The organism is Acidovorax sp. AC410, assembly GCF_979253235.1.
The window spans coordinates 5,305,486-5,323,281 of sequence record NZ_CEEDCG010000001.1 but is presented as its reverse complement, the minus strand read 5'-3'; the positions used below and the strand labels follow the sequence as shown (position 1 = coordinate 5,323,281).

The 17,796-nt window shown below is 66.5% G+C and carries 19 protein-coding genes; 11 read left to right on the top strand and 8 right to left on the bottom strand.

Translation table 11 applies throughout. The annotated features are described in order from the left end of the window. Positions 1 to 123 precede the first annotated feature (123 nt). The 4 genes from xylF to AC0IZS_RS24695 all read right to left on the bottom strand — a co-directional run bounded on the left by xylF (position 124) and on the right by AC0IZS_RS24695 (position 4,127). Positions 124 to 1,143, bottom strand: a complete 1,020-nt coding sequence (gene xylF, locus AC0IZS_RS24710) for a D-xylose ABC transporter substrate-binding protein (RefSeq protein ID WP_471638084.1) — start codon at positions 1,141 to 1,143, stop codon at positions 124 to 126. A gap of 555 nt (positions 1,144 to 1,698) precedes the next feature. Next, positions 1,699 to 2,406: an SDR family oxidoreductase gene (locus AC0IZS_RS24705; RefSeq protein ID WP_471638083.1), complete on the bottom strand. Its 708-nt coding sequence runs from the start codon at positions 2,404 to 2,406 to the stop codon at positions 1,699 to 1,701. Between the two features lie 29 nt (positions 2,407 to 2,435). Continuing rightward, positions 2,436 to 3,437 (bottom strand): NADP-dependent oxidoreductase, encoded by a 1,002-nt coding sequence (locus AC0IZS_RS24700; protein ID WP_471638082.1) that lies wholly within the window; start codon positions 3,435 to 3,437, stop codon positions 2,436 to 2,438. Between the two features lie 84 nt (positions 3,438 to 3,521). After that, the gene (locus tag AC0IZS_RS24695; protein WP_471638081.1) at positions 3,522 to 4,127 is read right to left on the bottom strand and encodes a TetR/AcrR family transcriptional regulator; all 606 of its coding nucleotides are present in this window, start codon (positions 4,125 to 4,127) and stop codon (positions 3,522 to 3,524) included. Positions 4,128 to 4,235: 108 nt separating this feature from the next. Here AC0IZS_RS24695 and AC0IZS_RS24690 point away from each other — a divergent pair, with 108 nt between their 5' ends. The 6 genes from AC0IZS_RS24690 to AC0IZS_RS24665 all read left to right on the top strand — a co-directional run bounded on the left by AC0IZS_RS24690 (position 4,236) and on the right by AC0IZS_RS24665 (position 10,338). Continuing rightward, positions 4,236 to 4,418, top strand: coding sequence for a hypothetical protein (locus AC0IZS_RS24690; protein ID WP_471638080.1), 183 nt, complete (start codon positions 4,236 to 4,238; stop codon positions 4,416 to 4,418). A 233-nt stretch (positions 4,419 to 4,651) separates the two neighbouring features. Next, complete coding sequence (locus AC0IZS_RS24685; RefSeq protein WP_471639569.1) at positions 4,652 to 6,271, top strand: bluetail domain-containing putative surface protein; 1,620 nt, start codon at positions 4,652 to 4,654, stop codon at positions 6,269 to 6,271. Positions 6,272 to 6,365: 94 nt separating this feature from the next. Beyond that, the gene (locus AC0IZS_RS24680) at positions 6,366 to 6,839 is read left to right on the top strand and encodes a hypothetical protein (RefSeq protein WP_471638079.1); all 474 of its coding nucleotides are present in this window, start codon (positions 6,366 to 6,368) and stop codon (positions 6,837 to 6,839) included. 614 nt (positions 6,840 to 7,453) lie between these two features. Then, positions 7,454 to 8,101 (top strand): hypothetical protein, encoded by a 648-nt coding sequence (locus tag AC0IZS_RS24675; protein ID WP_471638078.1) that lies wholly within the window; start codon positions 7,454 to 7,456, stop codon positions 8,099 to 8,101. Positions 8,102 to 8,863: 762 nt separating this feature from the next. Continuing rightward, positions 8,864 to 9,103 (top strand): hypothetical protein, encoded by a 240-nt coding sequence (locus AC0IZS_RS24670; RefSeq protein WP_082604203.1) that lies wholly within the window; start codon positions 8,864 to 8,866, stop codon positions 9,101 to 9,103. Between the two features lie 89 nt (positions 9,104 to 9,192). Then, on the top strand, positions 9,193 to 10,338 hold the full coding sequence (locus tag AC0IZS_RS24665; protein ID WP_471638077.1) for a hypothetical protein: 1,146 nt from the start codon (positions 9,193 to 9,195) through the stop codon (positions 10,336 to 10,338). A 20-nt stretch (positions 10,339 to 10,358) separates the two neighbouring features. Here the strand turns inward: AC0IZS_RS24665 and AC0IZS_RS24660 are convergent, their stop codons facing one another. Further along, entirely contained in the window at positions 10,359 to 10,820 is a 462-nt protein-coding gene (locus tag AC0IZS_RS24660) for a MerR family transcriptional regulator (protein WP_057269430.1), read from the bottom strand. A gap of 80 nt (positions 10,821 to 10,900) precedes the next feature. Between AC0IZS_RS24660 and AC0IZS_RS24655 the strand changes: the two genes are divergently transcribed. From AC0IZS_RS24655 to AC0IZS_RS24640, 4 genes are all read left to right on the top strand, one after another. After that, complete coding sequence (locus tag AC0IZS_RS24655; protein WP_471638076.1) at positions 10,901 to 13,075, top strand: heavy metal translocating P-type ATPase; 2,175 nt, start codon at positions 10,901 to 10,903, stop codon at positions 13,073 to 13,075. Next, a complete protein-coding gene (locus AC0IZS_RS24650; protein WP_471638075.1) occupies positions 13,072 to 13,686 on the top strand; it encodes a hypothetical protein in 615 nt (204 codons plus the stop codon). The genes AC0IZS_RS24655 and AC0IZS_RS24650 overlap by 4 nt, the downstream gene beginning before the upstream one ends. After that, positions 13,683 to 14,075 carry a DUF3703 domain-containing protein gene (locus AC0IZS_RS24645; RefSeq protein ID WP_471638074.1) on the top strand — a complete coding sequence of 131 codons (393 nt, stop codon included), beginning with the start codon at positions 13,683 to 13,685 and terminating at the stop codon, positions 14,073 to 14,075. Before AC0IZS_RS24650 ends, AC0IZS_RS24645 begins: the two co-directional genes overlap by 4 nt. 119 nt (positions 14,076 to 14,194) lie before the next feature. Beyond that, on the top strand, positions 14,195 to 14,380 hold the full coding sequence (locus AC0IZS_RS24640; protein ID WP_471638073.1) for a CsbD family protein: 186 nt from the start codon (positions 14,195 to 14,197) through the stop codon (positions 14,378 to 14,380). A gap of 69 nt (positions 14,381 to 14,449) precedes the next feature. Here AC0IZS_RS24640 and AC0IZS_RS24635 read toward each other — a convergent pair whose 3' ends face one another. Together AC0IZS_RS24635 and AC0IZS_RS24630 are read right to left on the bottom strand one after the other, a co-directional pair. After that, the gene (locus AC0IZS_RS24635) at positions 14,450 to 15,334 is read right to left on the bottom strand and encodes a YihY/virulence factor BrkB family protein (protein ID WP_471638072.1); all 885 of its coding nucleotides are present in this window, start codon (positions 15,332 to 15,334) and stop codon (positions 14,450 to 14,452) included. 31 nt (positions 15,335 to 15,365) lie between these two features. Beyond that, positions 15,366 to 15,902, bottom strand: coding sequence for a pyridoxamine 5'-phosphate oxidase family protein (locus AC0IZS_RS24630; RefSeq protein ID WP_471638071.1), 537 nt, complete (start codon positions 15,900 to 15,902; stop codon positions 15,366 to 15,368). A 244-nt stretch (positions 15,903 to 16,146) separates the two neighbouring features. Here AC0IZS_RS24630 and AC0IZS_RS24625 point away from each other — a divergent pair, with 244 nt between their 5' ends. Beyond that, complete coding sequence (locus AC0IZS_RS24625; protein WP_471638070.1) at positions 16,147 to 16,722, top strand: hypothetical protein; 576 nt, start codon at positions 16,147 to 16,149, stop codon at positions 16,720 to 16,722. A gap of 39 nt (positions 16,723 to 16,761) precedes the next feature. On the opposite strand, the gene AC0IZS_RS24620 is transcribed toward AC0IZS_RS24625, so the two are convergent. Then, complete coding sequence (locus AC0IZS_RS24620; protein ID WP_471638069.1) at positions 16,762 to 17,757, bottom strand: Bug family tripartite tricarboxylate transporter substrate binding protein; 996 nt, start codon at positions 17,755 to 17,757, stop codon at positions 16,762 to 16,764. Positions 17,758 to 17,796 lie beyond the last annotated feature (39 nt).

The window sequence follows — 17,796 nt, the reverse complement described above, 5'->3', positions numbered from 1 at the left end:
GAGGATTTGCAACGCTGCCCTGGCGTGAAAGACGCGGTTTTATTGGCATCTATTTGCGGGACAGGACACGAGGGGCGGCTCACGGTCCGGGAGCCTTCATCCGTCAGGAAGCCGACGACACCATCATTTGCACGCCTCAGGCCCCTTGGCGGCGTCCACGCCCTTGCACAGGTCGCTCTTCTTGATCCAGCCCGCCTTGACCACGAGGTCCAGGTTTTTTGCCGTGATCGGCACGGGCTTGAGGAACTGCGCCTGCAAGGCCACCTTCTTCTCACCCCCGTTCCAGGTCTGCGCGCCAGCGATCTTCTGGCCCTTGGCCAAGGAGACAGCGGCCGATGCGGCATCGCGGCCCAGGTCGCGTGCATCCTTCCAGACCGACACCGTCTGCGAGCCCTGGGCCACGCGGTTGAGCGCGGCGTGGTCGCCGTCCTGCCCCGACACCGGAATGCCCTTGATGCCCTTGGCCGTCAGCGCCGCCACCACTCCACCGGCGGTGCCATCGTTGGAGGCCACCACGGCATCGATCTTGCCACCGGTCTTGGTGATGATCTGCTCCATGTTCTTTTGCGCCACCTCGGGCTTCCAGCCCTCGGTGTATTCCTCGCCAACGATCTTGATGTCGCCCTTGGTGATGGCCGCCTCGATCACTTCCTGCTGCCCGGCGCGCAGAAAGTTGGCGTTCGGGTCGGTGGGCGAGCCCTTGACCATCACGTAATTGCCCTTGGGCCTGGCTTCGAACACCGCGCGCGCCTGCATGCGGCCCACCTCGACGTTGTCGAAGGTGATGTAGAACACCCCGGCCGCCTCGATCAGGCGGTCATACGCCACCACCGGGATCTTCTGCTGCGCGGCCTTGTTGACGGCCGGCAGGATCGCGTCCTTGTCCATCGCCAGCACGATCAGCACCTTGGCGCCTTTGGCGATCAGCGAATCTACGTCGGAGAGCTGCTTTTCCGGCGATCCGCCCGCATCCGCGCTGATGTAGCTTGCGCCCAGCTTGGCCAGTTGGTCCTTGATGGCCTTCTCGTCGGTCTTCCAGCGCTCTTCCTGGAAGTTGGACCAGCTCACGCCCACGACTTGGGCGAAAGCGCCGACGCTGGCCAAGCCAAGCGCCAGGGCCGTCAACGTTGTTTTCAGTTTCATCTTTGTCTCCGTGATTGGCCTCGTGCGGGCCTTGGTTGCTGAATCTGGCGTTCATGCTTGTCGTGCCGCCTGCCCTCCCGCAGGACCTGTGCGCCCAGCTTGCCCAGGCAGCCTCTTCAGGACATGAAGTCATTTAGTGCGGACGACGAACAAATTATGAAAGCCCCAGTTTGTGCAATACATCGGGACAAACCCGACATAGTTTGATCAACGAACTTATAACGAGTTGACGGGTGGCCCAGGGCAAGGCCTGTTCAGGGTTGCCCTGCCCAGGCGCAGCAAGTTCATCCAGGGGGATCAAAGATCGGTGGTCCCACCCGTCGAGAACGTGGGGCTGGCACTTCGACCCGTTCAGGGGACCACGGGTGCTGGGTAACCGGTGTGGCCCGGGGCCGCCTTGCGGCCCGGTTCTTCATCGAAGGCAACCGGGACGGCCGATTGGCCGGGATGGCACCCGGCGAAACGCCGGTCCGGCATCCCGAACCAGTCGCGCAAGCTCCTCGCGCCGCAGGAGACCCGCGCCACGGCACAGAGCCGCAACTGGATTGGGGCAGTTCAGGCCGCCTGCGGCAGGTAGCTCGGCCGGGGCGCCGTCAGCCCGATCTTGATGTGCTGGGTGAGTTCATCGGCCAGCACCTCGTCCAGACCCAATTCCAGGCCGTTCAACGCGCGCTTGACGATCTGCTCGGGGCTGGTCTTGGGCACGTCGAAGCCGCGCGTGAGGTCGGTATCGACATAGGCCATGTGCAGGCCCAGTACCTGCGTCTTCTGCCCCGCCAGCTCGTTGCGCAGGGCATTGGTCAGCGACCAGGCCGCCGATTTGCTGGCCGAGTAGGCGGCCAGCTCGCCACCATTCACCCAGGAAGCGACCGACAGCACGTTGAGCAAGGCACCGCCGCCGTTGGCCGACAGGATGGGCGCGAAGGCCTGGCTCACGCGCAGCACGCCGAAGAAGTTGGTCTCGAAGATGCGCCGCGCGAGCTCTTCGCTGTCGGGCGCCAGAAAGCCGCCGGGCTGGGCGATGCCGGCATTGTTGATGACCAGGGTGACGTCCTGCGCCTGCGCTGCGGCTGCCGCCACCTCGCCCGGGTGGTTGACGTCCAGCCGCAGGGCCTGCACGCCCGCCTGGGGGGTGATGCTGGCAGGATCGCGCGCACCGGCATACACCTTGCGCGCACCGCGGGCAAGCAGCTCACGGGCAAAGGCCAGGCCGATACCGCGATTGGCACCGGTGATGAGGACAACAGCGTTTTCGATTTTCATGGGAACTCCGTGGATGGATGCGGAACGACTTACTTGAGCTGGATGACTACCTTGCCTTTGGCACGACCGGACTCGACATACGCCAGCGCCTCGTTGGTAGCGTCGAACGGGAACACCTTGTCGATCACCGGGCGGATGGTTCCGGTGTCGATGAGGCGGGTGATCTCCCGCAGTTGCCCGCCATCGGCCCGCATGAAGAGGAAGGAATAGTCGACGCCCAGGCCTTTCGCCCGCCGCCGCACGCCGGCGCTGATCAAGCGCAGCAGCAGCCGCACGATGCCAGGCGCCTTGCTGCCCTTGGCGAATGCCGGGTCCGGCGGGCCGGAGATGGAAATGAGCTTGCCGCCCGGCTTGAGCACGCGCAGGGATTTTTCGAGCGCCTTGCCATCCTGGCTGTGCAGAACGAGGTCATAGCCGCGCAGCAAGGCTTCAAAGTCCTGCGTGCGGTAGTCGATGGCGAGGTCGGCGCCCAGGCTTTTCATGGCCGATGCACTGGCTGCGCCGGCTGTCGTCGCAACGCTGGCGCCCAGGTGTTTGGCCAACTGGATGGCGAAGGTGCCCACACCCCCGGAGCCCGCCTGGATGAAGACCTTCTGCCCGCGCTGGAGCCCGCCCCGCTCCACCAGGGCCTGCCATGCCGTGAGCCCCACCAGGGGGATGGAAGCGGCCTCCACCATGGACAGGCCTGCGGGCTTGGGTGCCAGTGAAGATTCCTTGACCGGCACGAATTCGGCGAAGGTGCCGATGCGGAAATCATCGGCCCGGGCATAGACCTCGTCGCCGATCTTGAACTGGCGCACCTGCGGGCCGACCTCCACCACCACCCCAGCCACGTCGTGGCCCAGGACCAGCGGCAGGCGGTAAGGCAGGATGGGTTTGAACTCTCCGTTGCGGATCTTGGCGTCCAGCAGGTTCACGCCTGCCGCATGCACCTCCACCAGCACCTCGTCGGCGCGCAGTTGCGGCCGGGGCACTTCGGCCAAGCGCAATGCGCGCTGTTTGCCGTAGCGCTCAAGAAGGAAGGCTTTCATGGTGTGTCCTTGCGGGTTGGCGTATTTCGAATGATGATCATCATATTAAATGACAAAAAAAGGCGCACGGCCTGCACGTGCGGTTCAGGGCGCGGAAGGCGCCAGATGCTTGAGCGCAGCTTCGCGCAGCCCATCCGACAGGGCGGGCTCGTCCACCGCACGCGCCAGCAGCAAGGCCCCGACCATGGTGGCCACGGTGACCAGCGCGCGCTCGTGGGCGGCAGGCTGCCCCCAGTCCGGTGACTGGCGGGCGATCAGATCGACCACTTCCTTGATATGCCGGGTGGCGACCCGCCGCACCTCGGGCGCCTGGCGCACGGTTTCGGAGCCCAGCGCGGCCAGGGGGCACCCGAGCTCCACCTGTTCCACATGCCCTCGGGAGAGGTAGCTGGCGAGCATGGACGCCAGGGCCGCGCCCGGCGGCACGCTGGCCACCACGTTGGCGGCAGCGGCTGCGGACTCCGCACATGCCTTCGCCGCAGCTTCGGCCAGCATGGCCTCTCGGGAATCGAAGTGCGCGTAGAAGGCGCCATGCGTGAGGCCCGCCTCCTTCATGATGTCCGCAACCCCCGTGCCGTCGTAGCCACTGCGGCGAATGGCGCGCGCCGCCACGGACACGATGCGCTCGTGCGTGGCCTCCTTGGCAGCGCTTCTGGCAGTGGTCTTGCTATTTCGCATGATAAGTATCATACAACTTTAGCGCGCAGCGTGCACGGCGGCCTGCCCCCACATGCGGACCAAGAGGCGCCTGTTCGCCATGAGTACCTGCCTGACGCCCTGGGACCTGCACCTGTCATCATGGCCATCGTGCACTGGGGTGACGTGCACATGGCGGGCCAGGCCGGCCGCCCCCTGCTGCACCGGCACACCGGCTGCGGCCACCTGTTCGACCCGGTCACCACCTGCTCGGAATGCCAGGCGGAACTGCGCGCCAGGGATGTGTCCGTGGAGAGAGGGCCTGGGGCGTTTCCGATGGTGTGAGGGTGGGGAGCTTGGCGCTCCAGCGATCCACCAAAGGCGGACATTGCCGGGATAGCCATACCCACGGAATCTCCGACCGCTTGGCCCATCCCTGTAGCAAACAGTTGCTACCTGAGGAACGACCAGCACACTCCAAAGCCAGGCGGATGCGATAGCCTTTGCGCACCATTAAAAATCACCCTGGGAGTTTGGAGATGCCTGTGCAGATGACCGGCGCAGAGACTACCGTGAGCATGCTGAGCCGTTTGCTGCTGGAACGGCCGCTGTGGTACGGGCCGCATTCGTATGGCTACTGGCTGGTTGAAGCCGAGGCGAAGGGGGCCAATGCGATAGCGCTGAAGTTCGGTAGTGTCTATGCCCCCATGTCTGAAGCGCAGATGTCGGCCATGCTGCTGCAGAAGATGGGCCTGTTGCCCAACCCCGGCCTGCAGACAGCGCTGGCGGACTACCTGGCCTCGGTGGGAAAGGCCAATCTGGGCATCGTCGCGCTGCAGCTGGGGCAAATGCTGTCGGGCCTGGAGGGCGCCACGGGCGACCTGGCCATCTACGCGGCAGCGGCAGTGCGCTGGAACGACAAGATCGCGGCGTCGCACGCTTTCTCCACCAACCCTGCCAACCTCGGCAGCTTCCCATTTGAAAGCTTCCCGACGGGCACAGGCGCCACGTTCGAGCTGACCCGCGATGCCGACACGCTGAGGGGCACGCCGTATGAGGACGTTTTCCTGGCCATGACCCCTGGCCAACTGGGTTCGGGCGACACCATCCATGGCTACGGCAGCAGCCCCAAGGGCGACACGCTCAAGGCCACACTGGCCGCCGGCGAGAAGGTGGTGCCCACCTTGCGCGGCATCGGGTCCGTGTTCATCACCGCGAGCGCAGGGGCGCAATTCGGCGCCGAGAAATCGCCCGAGATCAGGCAGCTGTGGCTCGACACAGCCCCAGGCGGCAGCGCCATGTTCACCGGGGTGCCCAGCGAAGCGTGGGTGGGCATCCAGAACTCGCAGGCCGGCACGGCGCTCACGGTGCACTTCCAGCCCCCTGCGGACAGGAACGCGCCGGTGAACCTTTCACTGGCCGATGCGACCTGGGCGGACGAGCTCATCGTGCCCGATGTGATCGCCCTGAGCATCACCAGCACGACTGGCGGCGTGGCCGCCACCACGGTCAACAGCGCCCGCATCACCGCCGCCGCGGCCGAGGAGATCACGCTCTCGGGCAACCAGGCCCTTACCACCACCATCACCGGCGCGCATGTGGAGGTGATCAATGCCGCCTACCTCCAGACGCTGGACCTCACGTTCGCCACCACGGGCGCCACGCCCATCGGCATCATTGGCGGCAAGGCGGCCGACCGCATCACCGTGAACGACGCCTCCGGCGGGCGCGCGGCCATCGATGCGGGCGACGGGGCAGACACCGTCGCCATCGGCGCGCGCGCCGCACACAGCATCACCCTGGGCAGCGGCGCCGATGTGCTCGTCCTCAGGGGCCTGGCCGGCCCCACGGCGGTTGCCCTGGGGCTCGAAAGCGTTGCCGCGCTGCGCCGCTCGGCCATCGAGGTGACCGACTTCGCAAGCGGCACCGACCAACTGCGCCTGGCTGCCGCTGCGTCCACGGCCAAGGCCGCACCCAGCACCGAGCAACTGGCCAGCATCGCCGCGTCCGCCTCGCTGCTGGACGCCGCCGCCCTGGCCGCCAATACGGCCGGCGCGAACAAGGCCATTGCCTTTGGCTACGGCGGCGACACCTACATCCTGGTGAACGATGGCACGGCGGCGCTGGGCAGCCAGGATAGCCTGGTCCGGTTGAATGGGGTGTCGGTGGTAAGGGATGGGGATTGGTCGGTGGCGTAGAGCCGCGGCGCAGACCACCCTTCAGACTGGGCGAGCGGGCCGTTGTTGCCCAGGTTTGCTGGGCTCGCTTCATGAACATGAACAATAGGCCCCCATGCCACGCCTCGCTGCCCTTCTTCTCTTCATCCTCCAAATGACCACCTCGTACGCCGGCAACTACTTCCCGCCCGAGTACAAGCGATTCGCCTTCAAGGAGGGTGACCTGCTGGCGAGCAGCCGGGGTGACGGCACCTATGCCGTCAACAAGGTTCTCAGGGTGGACCGCGTGGACGTGAAGAAAGGCGCAACCATCCACATCCAGGGCAAGCCCTTCGTTGCCACGGAAGATGACCACCTGCTGGTCGTGAGCTGCGCCTATGGTGAAGCGCAATTCAAGTCTCTCGACGAAGCCCGCCAGGCAGCGAAGGCGGGGCGTTGGAAAGTCCAGCTCGGGCATGCGCCCAACCGCGCTCCCGGCGCGGCAGCCGGGCAGGTGCTGGTGGGCAACTCACCAGTCACCGAGTCGGAACTGCAGGGCTACCGGCTGTGGAAGGCTGCCTTCGACAAGGGCGAGGCCGGGGTTTTTTAGGGCTGCGGGCCAGCCTTCGCTTCCAGCAGCAACCGGTAGAGGGCAGATGGCCGGCTTTAGAGTGCCCCGCAGCCAAACATAAACGCGAGATGCAGCCCGGCTATTCACCTTGACTTGCGTAGCGCGCGAGTGCACCAAGGCTCTGCTCAGCACCGCTCTCGACGCAAAGCAGCTGCGGCGGTAGCGGCTTCCACGGTCGGTCAGGCGAGCCAAGAGCTCTCCTGCGTGTACTTCGGCAACTGGCGGAGAACTGACCCGGACCGTCCTGGCTTGGCCCTTTTTTGCAGCCAGTTGACCTGATCTGACACGGTCAGCAGCCCCTTTTCCCTTCACCCTATACCGGGAGCACATTGAGCACAGAGAGCACATTGAGCACAAGGAGCACAAGGAGCACCGCAAGTCCTCGCTAACTCCATGAATCTATTCACTTTTTTCTCTCTCAGTCTGCGTAATCACGCAACTCATCAGTTCAAATATCTTAATTTCCTGCAGTCTTGGCCGCACTGTAGTGCGCTATTTTTCGACCAGATGAGTTTTATCTAGCGTATTCACTCGTTGCAATTGCGTGGTACTAGGTGCCAAATTGAGCCATCTTCAGAACCAGAAGGACAATCATGGCAACTCAGAAACAGACCCGTCGCCGCCGCCTCAACATGACCGAGCGAGCGGAAGAGCAAATGAAAATTCAGTTCCCCGGCTACTCGGACGAACTGCTCTGGAAGCGCTCCAGGAACGATGGCTTTTCAACGATTCCACGGACGCTGCCGCTTGCCATGCAAGCCATCGACGCGCAATCGAAAGGCCAGCCTGCAGGCCACGTGCTGCTCTGCCTGTGGATTCGCGCCCCTGACCACCCACTGCTGACCATCGACGCCCCCGCCGCCTTCGCGACCGAATCTGGCTTTGAAGGGGAGCGTGCGGTGGACACTTGGCGCCGCCGTATGCGCTCGCTGCGTGCTCTAGGCTTTATTGAGACGAAAGAAGGCTCAACCGGTGAATTCCACTACGTCCTTCTGCTGAATCCGAATATCGGCATTGAGAAACTGAAACGGGCAGACAAGACGCAGCCCTCGTTCTACGGCCGCTTCCGTGACAGGCTAATCGACATTGGCGCTGAGCACGAAATTACGGACTACGACAGCTACCTGGAAGGACTTGAAAAAGCAGAGAGAAAGGCAGCCACAAAGACCGTGAAAGCTGCGACAACGACCAGTGTGCCCGCCAAGACCAAGCGCTCGAAACCCAAGGAGGTCGAGAAATGATTCCCAAAAAGAAGTCGCCGCAAGAACGCGGGCCGGTCGATCGCCTCACGCGGTGGGCAATAGAACCCTACCTCGCTTTTCAGAACGATCACCTGCGGCTCTACGCCCTGATTGCCCGAGACCTATGCAAGGTTGCTATCGTGGCGCTGGTGCTGTACTTCGCACCTTGGAGAGCATGGTCCAGCTTACTTGGCTAGACTCGCCTGGACATCGGATGCGATAGCGATAAACAGCTTGACAAAGGCTTTTGGCTCGCCCTGCGCGGCAACCAGGCAAATCCTGGTAAGCAACGCATCAGCGGCCGAGACTGACTACAGGGCCACTGGCTGTGAAAGTCGCCTTCGACAGGGGCGGCGCCGGGATTTTTTAGAACGGGCGCAGCCCATGGGCCTGCACCCGTTCGACCTTGCGCTACGCAGCGCTCCAGTGCCATTGCACCGGCCCACAAACCCCTCGTGCCCAGTGCCTGCATTGCCGCCTTTGCGCCTTTGCGCGCGCAAGCATCGCATGCAGGAGCGGGTCGGTGGGGTGCCCGTTCGATCACCATCCCGGGTGTTTATTTTTCTGCGTGTTCTTTTTTTCATGAACATCCGCAATCAATGAACAAGGACCCCAGGGGAAATGCCGTCTCAGCCCAACCAGCCCCCCTAGATGGCGGCAGCATCCGTGCAGTACATCACGCTCCCCTGGGTTGCTGACCGTCCGAATGGCGCTTCTGGGCATAGCATGGCCGCAGTTGAAACATTTGCAACAGGTGCCGGCATGAACACCCCTTGGCCTCCCAACATCGAACTGCATGGTTCCGTCTACATGGTGAGGCCCGTCACCTTGCGGCAGCGCGCGCCGGTGCCCCACAGCATCTTCATCTTCGACGAAGAAGGCTCCCCGGTTCTCACCGTGCGGGGGCCCTGGGCCAGCTACCCGGAGGCACTCGAAGTCGCCGACGGCCAGCTGCGGCGACATGTGTCCCCGCCCCCTGTGGACGTGTTCGGCGGACATTGATCGGGCACTGAAAAAAGAGTGCAAACTCGCCGCATGTCCAGCAGCAGTGCCAGGGAGGGGCGATGGGTTACAGGGTTTCTTGGATCAGCGTGGCAGCGAAGGCCGGCGCGGACGTTCTTGCCGAGCTGGGTTTGACCGACAGTGCACAGCCTGTGCCGCCAGGTACCGTGCCCGTGGCGGGCGCACATTTGGCCAGCGGCACGTACGTCATCGTGTTCAGCGAGTTCTTTCATCCGATGATCGATCCGCTGTTGATGAAAGTCCTGTCGCTGAGCTGCATCGTCGTCGGGTGCGCCGAGGACGAGAGCACCAACGCCTCGCTGGCGTTTCTCTGCCGCGATGGGGCGCGGGTGTGGACGGTCTCCCATGTCCTGTCGGAGGGCGGCGACCACCTCGGCATCGAAGGCGTTGCGCCCAGGGCGCTGGCACCCTTGCTGCAGGCAGCGCTCCAATCGCGTGCGGAGCACGGCCACGATGCCGTCTTCGGCGTCCCTGCCGCGCTTGCTGAAGAGGTGTGCGGTTTTCGGCACGGTGGGCGGCAAAACGGGCCTGCGCCCGTGTTCACACGGCTCGACCGGAGATTCGCGGACATCGATGCCACGCTGGGCGAACTCGTGCGCGCTGCGGCGGCTGTGCTGCAGGCCGCAGGCTACGTGCAAGAGGACGCCAGCCGCCCCGGTCTTTTCACCAAGACCACCGAGCATGAACGGATCCAGGTGTACCTGCGCCACTCGACGACGCCGGAAATAGGAGTCATGTACTTCGACGTGCGCGCCGAAGTGTGCAACCGGTATGTAGACGGATTGATGCACCAGGCGGTGCCTCAGCTGCACGCCACGCAGACGGCGGTGCTGCGCTGGTCAGGCGCATTGGATGGGGACAGTGCACTGACAACCCCCGCCGAAGTGGCCGCATGCCGATCACAACTCCAGAGCGCGTTCTCGCCATGGCTGGCCCGGCTGCACGACCTGGTGGCGCTGGAGGCGCTGGTCAACGGCCACCCACCCTCTGGCAGCGCGATGGGAGAGGCCACGCAATGCCATTTCGATGGCGACACCGGCTACTCCCGGCTGATCCTGGCGTACCTTGCCTCCAACCCGCGCTTCGAGGACATGGTGGTGCAAACCGAGCGCGCCCTGTCGCGTGGCAAGCCTGACCCGAAAAGTGACCTGAACAAGGTCCGCAACCACTTGCGAGCGCACGCCAAGCCAGTTTCACGGGCGACCGTGCGCTGAGTCAGTCCCTGGCCGTCTCATCACACATGCCGCTTGGCCGGCGCCGGCCCTGGCGGCGCCACGGGCTCGGCATCGGCGCGCTCGTGCAGCGCGTCGATCACATGGCAGTGCCCGTCGGTGCCATCGCAGCGGCGGCGCAGGGCAATCAGGTCGCGCTCCAGGGTCTTCAACTCCTGCAGGCGGATGCGCACGTGCGTGAGGTGCTCGTCCAGCGTGTCGCAGGCCGTGTGGTCGGCACCGGCGGCCGAGCGGTCCAGTGCCAGCAGGGTGCGCACCTCGCCCAGCGACATGTCCATGGCCCGGCACAGGCGGATGAAGCGCAGCTGGTGGATGTCGGCATCGCTGTACAGGCGGTAGCTGCTCTCGCTGCGCGGGCCGGGCGCGAGCAAGGCCTCTTTCTCGTAGTAGCGGATGTTGGCGGTGGAGACGCCCGAGCGCTGGGCGGCCTCGCCGATGCGTAACCTGGCTGTGTCTGCTGGCATGCGCTTGACCTTCAAGTGACTTCAAGGATTCCAATCATGGCATGGCGGATCGCAATCCGCCCCCGCAAAGGAAAAAAGCCATGACAGAAACCAGCCGATCCACCATATCCCAGGGCCCGCCGGAGCCAGGTAGCCCAGCGCCCGTGGCCCTGCCCATGCCCATGCCCAAGGCGGGCACTGCGCGCCGCGCGCCCCAGATCAATGTCTCGTGCTGCACCCCTGGCAGCAGTTGCGCTGACGATGCGGCACCGGCCAAGGCCCCTGCCGCGCCGCACGGCCACGAAGGCCACGACCACAAGGCGCATGCCGACCACGAAGGGCATGGCGGCGAGCATGAAGGCCACGACCACGGCGCCCTGCCCGGCTGGGGCCGCATTGGCGCGGCGCTGGTGGCGGCCACCGGGGCCGAGCTGGCCCACCTGCTCGGGCCCGACACGCCCATCTGGCACGGCGCGGGCATGGCGCTGGCGGCAGCCGCCATCCTGCTGGCGGGCCTGGGGGTGTACAAGAGCGGCATGCGCTCGCTGCTGCGTGGGCAGTTGGGCATCAGTGCGCTGATGGCGGTGGCCGTCACGGGCGCCTTTGCCATCGGCCAGTGGCCCGAAGCGGCCATGGTGATGGCCCTGTATGCCCTGGCCGAGCGCATCGAGGAAGGGGCCGCGGGCCGCGCGCGCAACGCCATCGGCTCGCTGCTGGCGCTGAGCCCGGAGCAGGCCGATGTGCAGCAGCCCGATGGCCAGTGGCGCAGCGTACACGCGGCCGAGGTGGCGCTGGGTGCCACGGTGCGTGTGCGCCCCGGCGGCCGGGTGCCGCTGGACGGCACGGTGACCAGCGGGCGCGGCGCGGTGGACGAATCCAGCGTCACCGGCGAAAGCCTGGCCGTGGACAAGGCCCCTGGCGACAAGCTGTACGCCGGCACGCTCAATGCGCAGGCCGAGCTGGTGATGCAGGTGACTTCGGCCGCCGGCAACACCACGCTGGACCGCATCATCCGCTCGGTGGAAGAGGCCCAGGCCAGCCGCGCCCCCACACAGCGCTTCGTGGACCGCTTTGCCGCCATCTACACCCCCGCCGTCTTCGTGCTGGCCGTGGTGGTGGCCGTGGGTGCGCCGCTGCTGCTGGGCTGGGGCTGGCTCGATGCCATCTACCGCGCTCTGGTGCTGCTGGTGATCGCCTGCCCTTGCGCGCTGGTGATCTCCACGCCGGTCACCGTGGTCAGCGGGCTGGCGGCTGCCGCGCGGCGCGGCATCCTGGTCAAGGGCGGGGCCTGGCTGGAGCAGGCGCGCGGCATCCGCGCCGTGGCCTTCGACAAGACCGGCACCATCACCGCCGGCCGCCCGGTGCTGGTGGGGCAGGCGCAGTTTGGCGACGATGCCGCCACCGACGTGGCGCGCGCGCTGGCGGGCCGCTCGGACCACCCGGTATCGAAGGCCATCGTGGCCGGCCTGGGTGAAACCGAGGCATCGCTGCCCGAGGTGGAAGACTTCACCGCCCTGGCCGGGCGCGGCGTGCAGGGGCGCATTGGCGGCAGCACCTGGCAGCTGGGCAACCGCCGCGCCATGCAGGAGCGCAACCTGTGGACCGACGCGGTCGAGGCCGCCGCCGCCGCGCACGAGGCCCAGGGCCGCAGCGTGACCCTGCTGGCCGACCCCGACGCCGTGCGCGCCCTGTTCGCCGTGGCCGACACGCTGCGCCCCCAGGCCGTGCAGGCCGTGGCCGACCTCAAGGCCCTGGGCATCGTGCCGGTGATGCTCACCGGCGACCACGCCGCGGCGGCCCAGGCCGCTGCGCAAGAGGCCGGCATTGCCGAGGTACAGGCCAGCCTGCTGCCCGAGCACAAGCTCGCCGCCATCGCCGCCCTGCAGCAAAAGCACGGCATGACGGCCATGGCGGGCGATGGCATCAACGACGCCCCGGCCCTGGCCAAGGCCGACATCGGCTTTGCCATGGGCGCCGCCGGCACCGATGTGGCCATGGAGACGGCCGACGTGGTGATCATGAACGACGACCTGCGCCGCGTGGCCGAGACGGTGCGCCTGTCGCGCCGCACGCACACCGTGCTGGTGCAGAACATCACGCTCGCGCTGGGCATCAAGGCGGTGTTCTTCGGCCTGGCGCTCACGGGCCAGGCCACCATGTGGATGGCGGTGTTCGCCGACATGGGCGCCAGCCTGCTGGTGGTGGCCAACGGCCTGCGCATGCTGCGGCCCGAGCATCCCCCCAAGACCACCGCAGCACAGGACGCCCCAGCATGAGCAACACCGCCAACACCGCCGCCGCAGCACACGCCGCAGTGACCGCAGCCATGGGCATCACGGAGATGGGCTCGCGCGCCAGCGCCCTGCCGCGCCCGCCGGGCAGCCTGCGCATCCGCCTCACCACCACCCTGCCCGCCCCTGCCGAGTGGGTGGCCCAGGAGCTGCAGACCACGGCACTGTTTCGCCACATCACGGCACCGCTGCTGCGCTTTGCCCCGGTGCATGGCGCCTGGCCCCTGCACTGGCCCGCGGGCGATACGGAGCTGCGCTTTGCCCTCTTCGGCCTGCTGCCCATGGGCCGCCAGACCGCGCGCATCAGCGCGCATGCCTGCGACGGCATCCCCGGCGCCTGGCCGCTGCTGCGCGACAACGGCACCGGCCAGCTCATGCGTGTGTGGGACCACCGCATCACCGTGCACAGCCTGCCCGGCGCGCCGGAGCGCACCTGCTACACCGACGAGGTGTACGTGCGCGCGCGCCACCTGCCGTGGCTGATGACGCCGATCAGCGCCGCCTTTGCCTGGGTCTTCTACTGCCACCGGCAGCGGCGCTGGCTGCAACTCGCGCGCCGCCACGCCCGCGCGCAAGGCCCCGGGGCAGCCGCATGAGCGGCCAGCCACCCCAGGCGCCCGCGCTGCAGCGCCCGGCGTTCGCGCACCTGCTGGCCCGCTTCGCGGCCAGCGCTGGCGAGCCGCCGGCCGCGCGCTGGCCCTGGCTGGAGGCGGCCCACGTGCTGGGCCAGACCCGACTGGGCCTGCACTGGCGCTCGCACACCGCCATGCTGCGCTACGCCCTGCAGTTGCGCGATGGGCGCGAGGTGGCCGGCCAGGTGCTGCGCCTGGCGCTGGTGCCGCTGGGCCACCTGCTGCAGCGCCTGCCCATCGGCAACATCGGGCGCGCGCATGTGCCTGCGCTCAGGCCCATGGTGCCGGGGGCCGATATCACGGCGCGCATCCATGCGGCCCTGCGGGCCGCAGATGCCGCTCACCCCAGGTGAAAGGACAACGCAGACCTGCCCGACGCGCGAATGGGCCTCTCTCTGACAGCCAGGCGCCTGCGGCAAGTCCATCCTTGGGGTACCGCACGTTTCGCGGTGCCAACCCAGGAAAGCGAACCATGAACAAGGACCAAGTAGCAGGACGTGCCACCGACATCAAGGGCCAGGTGAAGGAAGCCGCCGGCAAGGTCGTCAACAGCCCCAAGCTGCAAGGCGAAGGCCTGGCCGACCAGGCCGCGGGCAAGACCCAGGCGCAGGTAGGCGACGCCAAGGAAGCCGTGAAGAAGGCCATCGACAAGATCTGACCCTGCAGATCTGGCACGGAACAAGCGGCCTGCGGGCCGCTTTTTCCTGCCGGCAGCCGAAACCGCCATTCAGGCGGGGTCTTCAACTGCCGCCGGGCCCGGCGCCTTCTCACGCAGCACTGCGTTGATTTCCGCGCCAAAGATCAGGGTGGTGGCGCTGATGTACAGGAACACCAGGGTGGCCACGATGCCGGCAAAGCTGCCGTAGATCAGCGCCAGTTTGCCCGCCGTGCGCAGTGAGTACGACAGCGTGGCCGCCGCCGCCACCCACAGGGCCGCGCCCACCAAGGCGCCGGGCAGCACCGTGCCCAGGCGCTGGCGTATGTCGGGCAGCCAGCCATAGAGCAGTGCATACAGCAGGGTCAGCGTGATGAAGGCCGCCCCATAGCGCACGCTGTCGTACAGCCAGACCACCTCGTTCGCCCCCTCCACGCTGGACACCACGAACTGCCAGACGCGCGGCATGATGATGACGGAGCTGAAGGTGACCAGCACGCCAAGGCCCACGATGACCGTGAACAGCGTGGCCTTGATGCGCGCCTTCCAGAACGGCAGGCCGCGCGTGATGCCGTAGGACCGGTTGAGCGCCGAGCGCACGGCCTGCATGCCGGACGAGCCAGTCCACAGCGTGACGATCAGGCCCACGGTGAGCAAGGCCTCGTTGCGCTGCGCCAGCACCTGGCGAATGACCGGTTGCATGGCATCGCGCACCACCTGTGGCGCATAGCCCACCACCCGCTCGGCCAGCGCCGCCGCCTCGCCGGGCTGGCCGAAGTAGCCGGCAGCGGCGGACAGCAGGATCAGCAGCGGGAACATGGCCAGCAGCGACGAGAACGCCAGGCTGCCGGCCTGGTTGGCGCTCTGGTGCAGGATGTAGTTGCGTACTGCCAGGATCAGAACGCCCAGCACCGGCAGGCGGATGAACGCCCCGCCCAGGCGCCGCAAACCGTGCATGGCAGTCGTCACCTCGGCGCTTGCAGGCACTTCATGGGCGAAGCTGCCCCTCGACGGAGTCGTCCAGCGTCTTGCCGATGGCGGCGCCGATGACCATCTTGGTGGCCGCCACCAAGCTCCCGTGCTTGTTGTCCCAGTAGTAGCCGGATGCGGGCACGACCTGGATCACCGTGATGCGCGGATCGTCCTTGCCCTCGGTGAACCAGGTCCTCATGACCGGGTTCCACAGTTCGCCGATCAAGGCCTTGTCGCGGTGGATGGTGGCGGTGCCTTCCAGCACCAGAAAACCCGAGTGCTTGGCGCCCTGCAGGAAGATGCGCACCTGCGGGTCGGCTTCGATCTCGCGGTTCTTGTGGCTGTCGGACGCGCTGAGGAACCACAGGTGCCCGGCCTCGTCTGCCTTCTCGATGCTCATGGGCCGCGTGCCCTGCGTCTCTCCATCGGGTGCATTGGTGCAGAAGAAGCAGCAGCCAGCGTCCTGCGCCATGTCCTGGATGCGCTTTGCGGCAACGCCGCCAGCGAGGTGTCGGTGGGTCTCTTCCGCCTGGTTGTTGTTGATCGAGTCCACGGGTGTCTCCGGTTGATGGATGGCTCCCGAGATTGAGCCTGCGGCCTGCGCCAGCCTTTGTAGGAGGCGACCAACGGCCTGCGCCATCCATTGCGATGTGCGACGCTGCAGTATGGACTTGTGTAGGAGGACAGCGCGTCCAACCGGCCCTTCGCTCCTCTGTGTGTCCAATCTGGTTAGAGTGAAACGAACCGAACGCCGCAGGCCCGAGGCGCGGCGCAAAGTTTGCACGAAAGGCAAAAAAATGAAGATGCTTCATATCGCAACCGTCTGCCTTGTCCTTGCCGGATGCCAGGCAAGCCCCCCGGTACAGCGCAGCGCCGCGGACGACCCCAGCGCCATCTGCTTTGCCGGGATGGACAAGCACGGCGCGCTGGCAGTGCTCAGGCCCCGGATTGGAAGCGCTGCCAATGCACAGACAGCGACGCCAGACCTGCTGACCAGCACCGCCATCCCCACCGCCGAGGAGAAGCAGGCCATCCAGTCCTGGGCGGGCCTGCGCCGGGAGTGCGTGAATGCCGGGGCGGAGTTCCGGCTGAAGAATGCCCCGCCTGCCTACGCCGACCTCGTGGAGGAAGAGAACGCGCGCTTCACCGTCCTGCTATCGCAGCTGTATGCGGGCCAGGCGGGCTATGGGCGCTTTCTCACCGAGCGCATCGCGCTCGACACCGAGATGAAGAGCCGGCTCAACAACGCACGCGGAGAACACGAGCGCGCCAACGCGCCCATCCGCCAGGAAGAGGCAGCCCGCAGGCGGGCCGAGCTGACCAGCGCGCTGACCGTGCTGCAACTGGCCCCTGCACCGCCGGGAAAAAACTGACCGATTGGGGCACAGGCAGGCCCCGATCGCGGTGGGTTCTCAGGATTCCGCGGTGAAGCCGATGGCCTTGACGATAGGCCCCCAGCGTTCGCCGTCGGCCTTGAGCAGCGCCGCCAACTCGGCGGGAGTGGACGAGCGGGCCTCCAGCCCCATGGCCGCCAGCCCGGCGATCACATCCTTGTCAGCCAGCGCGGTGCGGATGGCGGCATTGGCCTTTTGCACCACATCGGCAGGCGCCTTGCCGGGCAGGAAAAAGCCGAACCATTCGTTGTAGGCCATGTCCTTGTAGCCCTGCTCGATCAGCGTGCTGACATTGGGCATGAACTTGTTGCGCGTGGCACCCGAGGTGGCCAGCACGCGGATCTTGCCGCCTTGCAAATGCGGCAAAAACTCGCCCACCGGGGCCGAGACGGCCGCGATCTGCCCACCCAGCAGGTCCAGGATGGCCGGCTGCGAGCCGCGAAAGCCGACGTGGCGCATGTCCACCTTGCCCGCGCGGCTGATCAGCTCGCCCACGAAGTGCGGCACCGAGCCCGGTGCGGGCGAGCCGAAATTGGCGCCCGTGGGGTTGGCCTTGCACCATTCGAGGAACTCGGGCACCGTCTTCACCGAGGCGGGTACCTGCGGGCCCACGGCAAAACCCATGTCGAACACCACGCCCAGCGAGACGGGGGTCACATCGGCCACCGGGTCGTAGGGCAGCTTCTTGTAGGTGTGGGGGTAGATGCCCAACATGGACATGGGGGTGGCCAGCAGCGTGGCGCCGTCCGCCGGGGCGGCCTTGAGCGTGGTGATGGCGATCTGCCCGCCCGCACCGGTCTTGTTCTCGACCACCGCCGACTTGGCGTAGCCGCCCGTGATCTGGGTCGCAACGCGGCGCGCCAGGGTGTCCACGGTGCCGCCGGCGGCAAAGCCGGCAAGGATCTTCACGGTGTCGAGCGCCTGGGCCTGGGCCATGAAGGGCAGCGTGCCTGCGGCGCCGGCCAGGGCCAGTTGCAGGATGTCGCGGCGGGAGGTTGCGGGGGAAAGGCTCATGGTTTGTCTCCTGTGCTTGTTGTGCAATCAATGCGTGCG